Source organism: Methylomagnum sp. (genome assembly GCF_054333355.1).
This window is the reverse complement of record NZ_JBTEKS010000363.1, coordinates 1-4,405: the sequence shown is the minus strand read 5'-3', so window position 1 is coordinate 4,405 and position 4,405 is coordinate 1. Positions and strand designations below refer to the sequence as shown.

Genomic DNA, 4,405 nt, shown 5'->3' with positions numbered 1-4,405 from the left:
GGCAAGCACTTCGACACGGTGGGGTTGGACATCAACGCGCAGCGGATCGCGGAATTGAAGGAGGGCCTGGATCGCTCCCTGGAGGTGAACGCCGACGAACTCGCTTCCGCAGGGCGGCTGGGTTACACCGCCGATCCCGGTGACCTCGCCGACCGCAATGTCTACATCGTCACCGTGCCGACCCCCATCGACGATCACAAGCGGCCCGACCTCACCCCGCTGGTCAAAGCCAGCGAATCCATCGGGCGGGTGCTGAGCCAGGGCGACATCGTGGTGTATGAATCCACGGTCTATCCCGGCGCCACCGAGGAGGTCTGCGTGCCGATCCTCGAAGCGCAGTCCGGGCTGCTGTTCAACCGCGATTTCTTTTGCGGCTACAGCCCGGAGCGCATCAATCCCGGCGACAAGGCGCATCGCGTCACCAGCATCAAGAAAGTCACCGCCGGCTCGACGCCCGAGGTCGCGGACTTCGTGGACGGACTCTACCGTTCCATCATCACGGCGGGCACCCACAAGGCCAGCAGCATCAAGGTGGCCGAGGCCGCCAAGGTCATCGAGAACACCCAGCGCGATGTCAACATCGCCCTCATCAACGAGCTGGCGATCCTGTTCCACAAGCTCGGGCTGAACACCCTGGAAGTGTTGGAGGCCGCCGGCAGCAAATGGAATTTCCTGCCGTTCCGGCCCGGTTTGGTGGGCGGGCATTGCATCGGGGTCGATCCTTATTACCTGACCCACAAGGCCCAGCAGGTCGGCCACCATCCCGAGATGATCCTGGCCGGTCGCCGCATCAATGACGGGATGGGGGAATATGTCTCGGGCCGGGTGGTCAAATTGATGACTCGGAAGGGCATCAACGTCTGCCGCTCCAACATCCTGATTCTCGGGCTGACCTTCAAGGAGAACTGCCCGGACATCCGCAATACCAAAGTGATCGACATCATTGCGGAATTGGGCGGGTATCATGCCCATGTCGCGGTCCACGACCCATGGGCCAGCGCGGACGAGGTCCGGCACGAGTACGGCCTGGAACTGGTGGGCGAGCCTCCCGCTGGACATTACGACGCGGTGATTCTGGCGGTGGCCCACCGCCAATTCAAAGCCCTGGGCGCCGAGGGCGTGCGCGCCCTGGCCAAGCCCGGCGGGGTGGTGTTCGATGTGAAATACGCGCTGCCGCCGGACGCCGTGGACGGCTATTTATAATCTCGGGGAAATTCATGAAAGTCTTAGTGACCGGCACCGCCGGATTCATCGGCGCCGCGCTGTCCCATGTGCTGCTGGCGCGGGGCGATGAAGTGATTGGCGTCGATAACGTCAACGATTATTACGATGTGGCGCTCAAGGAGGCCCGGCTGGCCCGGCTCAAGGGACAGCCCGGCTTCACCGAGGCGCGGATATCCCTGGAGGACCGCGACAGCTTGTTCCGCTTGTTCGCCGCGCAGCGGCCCGAGCGGGTGGTCAACCTCGCCGCCCAGGCCGGGGTGCGCTATTCCATCACTCATCCCTACACCTACATCGACGCCAATCTGGTGGGCTTCTGCAATATCCTCGAAGCCTGCCGCCACAACGCCGTCGAGCATCTGGTCTACGCCTCGTCCAGCTCGGTCTATGGGGCCAACACCGCCATGCCGTTCTCGGTTCACCAGAACGTGGACCACCCGGTGAGTCTCTACGCCGCCACCAAGAAGGCCAACGAGTTGATGGCCCACACCTACAGCCATTTGTACGGCATTCCCACCACCGGGCTGCGGTTCTTCACGGTCTACGGCCCATGGGGTCGGCCCGACATGGCCTTGTTCAAGTTCACCAAGAGCATCCTGGAAGGGAGGCCCATCGACGTGTTCAACTTCGGCAAGCACCGCCGCGACTTCACCTACATCGACGACATCGTGGAAGGCGTGGTGCGCACCCTGGACAACGTCGCGACGCCCAACCCGGCCTGGAACGGCGATGACCCGGACCCCGGCACCGGCAAGGCGCCTTACCGCCTCTACAACATCGGCAACCATCAGCCGGTGGAACTGATGCGCTTCATCGAGGTGCTGGAGGACTGCCTGGGCAAGCAGGCCGAGAAGAACTACCTGCCCATGCAGGACGGCGACGTGCCCGCCACTTACGCGGACGTGGACGATCTGATGCGGGATGTCGGCTACGCGCCCGCCACGCCCATCGAGACCGGCATCGCCAACTTCGTGGCCTGGTACAAGGATTATTACGGACACGTCTAAAGATATGGCTGGAATTAGCTTCTCTGACTTGAAGCGGCAACCGGGTAGGTCGGGCCTGTATTCCATGCCCGACGTTGCTTGGTCCGGGTGATGGCGTCGGGCATGGGTACATGCCCGACCTACGGAATTCTGCCCAGTGCCCACGTTCCGCTGCTGGGTTTCGCCGCCTTCAGCGGGACCGGCAAGACCACCCTGCTGACCCAACTGATTCCCCGCTTCACCGCCGGGGGCTTGCGGGTCGGGCTCATCAAGCACAGCCACCACGACTTTGAGATTGATTATCCCGGCAAGGACAGCTATCAACTCCGCCACGCCGGGGCCAGCCCGGTGATGCTGAGCTCCTCCCACCGCCGGGCCATCATCACCGAGTTGCGGGTCGCCCGGGAGCCTTCGCTTAATGATGAACTGCGGTATTTCGATCAAACCGGCCTGGACCTGATTTTGGTGGAAGGCTTCAAGCGGGAGCGCTTCCCCAAGATCGAACTGCACCGGCCCGCGCTGGGCCGACCGCTGCTGTTCCCGGACGACGACACCATCATCGCCATCGCCACCGACGCGCCCCTCCCGGTCGAACCGGCCATCCCCCGGCTGGACCTCAACGATCCCGACCGGATCGCCCGCTTCATCCTCGACGACTTCCTGCCCCATGCACCAAGAGCCTGACCGCTGCGCCGAACCCGCCCCGAAACGGCTGACCCTGGAGCGGGCGCTGGAACTCATGTTGGCCGCGCTCCGGCCCGTCGAGGGCGTCGAGTGGTTGCCGCTCAAGCAAATCCAGGGCCGCGTCCTGGCCGAGACCGTCCACACTCCGCTGGACCTGCCGCCTTTCGACAATTCCGCCATGGACGGCTACGCCTTGCGCGTGGCGGATTTGGAAGACGCCGTTCCGTTGCGGGTGATTGGCACCTCTTGGGCGGGACGGCCATTCGTGGGCACGCTGGCGCCGGGCGAGTGCGTCCGTATCTTCACCGGCGCCCTGGTGCCCGACAGCGCCGACGCCGTGGTGGCCCAGGAGGACGTGTCGCGTGAAGGCGACGAAATTAGCCTCACGGCGCCGGTGAGGGCGGGCAAGCACATCCGCTACCAAGGCGAGGAATTACGGGTGGGCGACGAACTGCTCCCGGTGGGCAAGCGCCTCGCGCCCGCCGACATCGGGCTGCTGGCCTCGGTCGGGCTCGCCGAAGTTCCCGTAAAACGGCGGCTGCGGGTGGCCGTGCTATCCACGGGCGACGAGCTGCGTCCCGTCGGCGAGTCGCTGGGTCTGGGTGAAATCCACGACAGTAACCGCTACGTGCTGCACGCCCTGCTGGCCGAGTTGGGTGTGGACGCCTTGGATTTCGGCACGCTGCCCGACGATCCGGCCGCCTTGGAACGGGGCTTGCTGGACATTTCGAAACAATCCGACGTTATCCTCACCACCGGCGGGGCGTCGGTGGGCGATGCGGACTTCGTGGTGGAGGTGCTGCGGGCCATTGGCCGGGTCGATTTCTGGAAGGTCGCCATCAAGCCCGGCAAGCCCTTCGCCTTCGGCCAGATCGGCCCCGCGTGGCTGTTCGGCCTGCCCGGCAACCCGGCGGCGGCGATGATTACCTTCCGGCAACTGGTCCGCCCGGCTTTATTGACGCTGATGGGCGCCCCGGTGGCCGCGCCGCTGCGTCTTCCCGCCACTTGCGCCAACCCACTCAAGAAGTCGCCGGGTCGGCTGGAATTCCAGCGCGGCGTGTTCAGCCGGAACGCTGGCGGTGGCCTCACTGTGACAGGGCTGGCGGGGCAGGGTAGCCATCGCCTGAGTTCGATGAGCCGGGCCAATTGCTTCATCGTGCTGCCCCTGGAGAATGCGGGCGTTGAGCCGGGGGATACGGTGGAGATTGAGCCGTTTGGTGAGTTTTGAATTCTCGCGAGTCGTGCGGATCGTTCCCACGGTCTCCGTGGGAATGCCGCTTTGGGCGCTCCGCGTCCCGCAACAAGCGGCGGGGATTAGGTAATTGTAGGGTCGGGCTTCAGCCCGACTTCCGCCACTCACTCGGCTTGGGATCGGGCTGAAGCCCGACCTACACCCATTAGGGTGAAAGTCCCATCCCGCTTCCCCTGCAACACGGGCCGCAGAGCGGCCAAGCCAGCGTTCCCACGGAGACCGTGGGAACGATAATTTCGATTCACCACCTGGAGCAACACAT

The 4,405-nt window shown here is 64.4% G+C and carries 4 protein-coding genes; all 4 read left to right on the top strand.

What is annotated here, in order from left to right:
• Positions 1-1,203, top strand: a 1,203-nt coding sequence (locus ACXWUF_RS19280; RefSeq protein ID WP_458496207.1) for a nucleotide sugar dehydrogenase, incomplete at its 5' end; no start/stop codon positions are given.
• A 14-nt stretch (positions 1,204-1,217) separates the two neighbouring features.
• Positions 1,218-2,228: an NAD-dependent epimerase gene (locus ACXWUF_RS19275; protein WP_458496206.1), complete on the top strand. Its 1,011-nt coding sequence runs from the start codon at positions 1,218-1,220 to the stop codon at positions 2,226-2,228.
• A gap of 102 nt (positions 2,229-2,330) precedes the next feature.
• Positions 2,331-2,891, top strand: coding sequence for a molybdopterin-guanine dinucleotide biosynthesis protein B (gene mobB / locus ACXWUF_RS19270; RefSeq protein ID WP_458496205.1), 561 nt, complete (start codon positions 2,331-2,333; stop codon positions 2,889-2,891).
• A complete protein-coding gene (moeA, locus tag ACXWUF_RS19265; RefSeq protein ID WP_458496204.1) occupies positions 2,875-4,119 on the top strand; it encodes a molybdopterin molybdotransferase MoeA in 1,245 nt (414 codons plus the stop codon). The genes mobB and moeA overlap by 17 nt, the downstream gene beginning before the upstream one ends.
• The last annotated feature ends 286 nt before the right edge of the window (positions 4,120-4,405 follow it).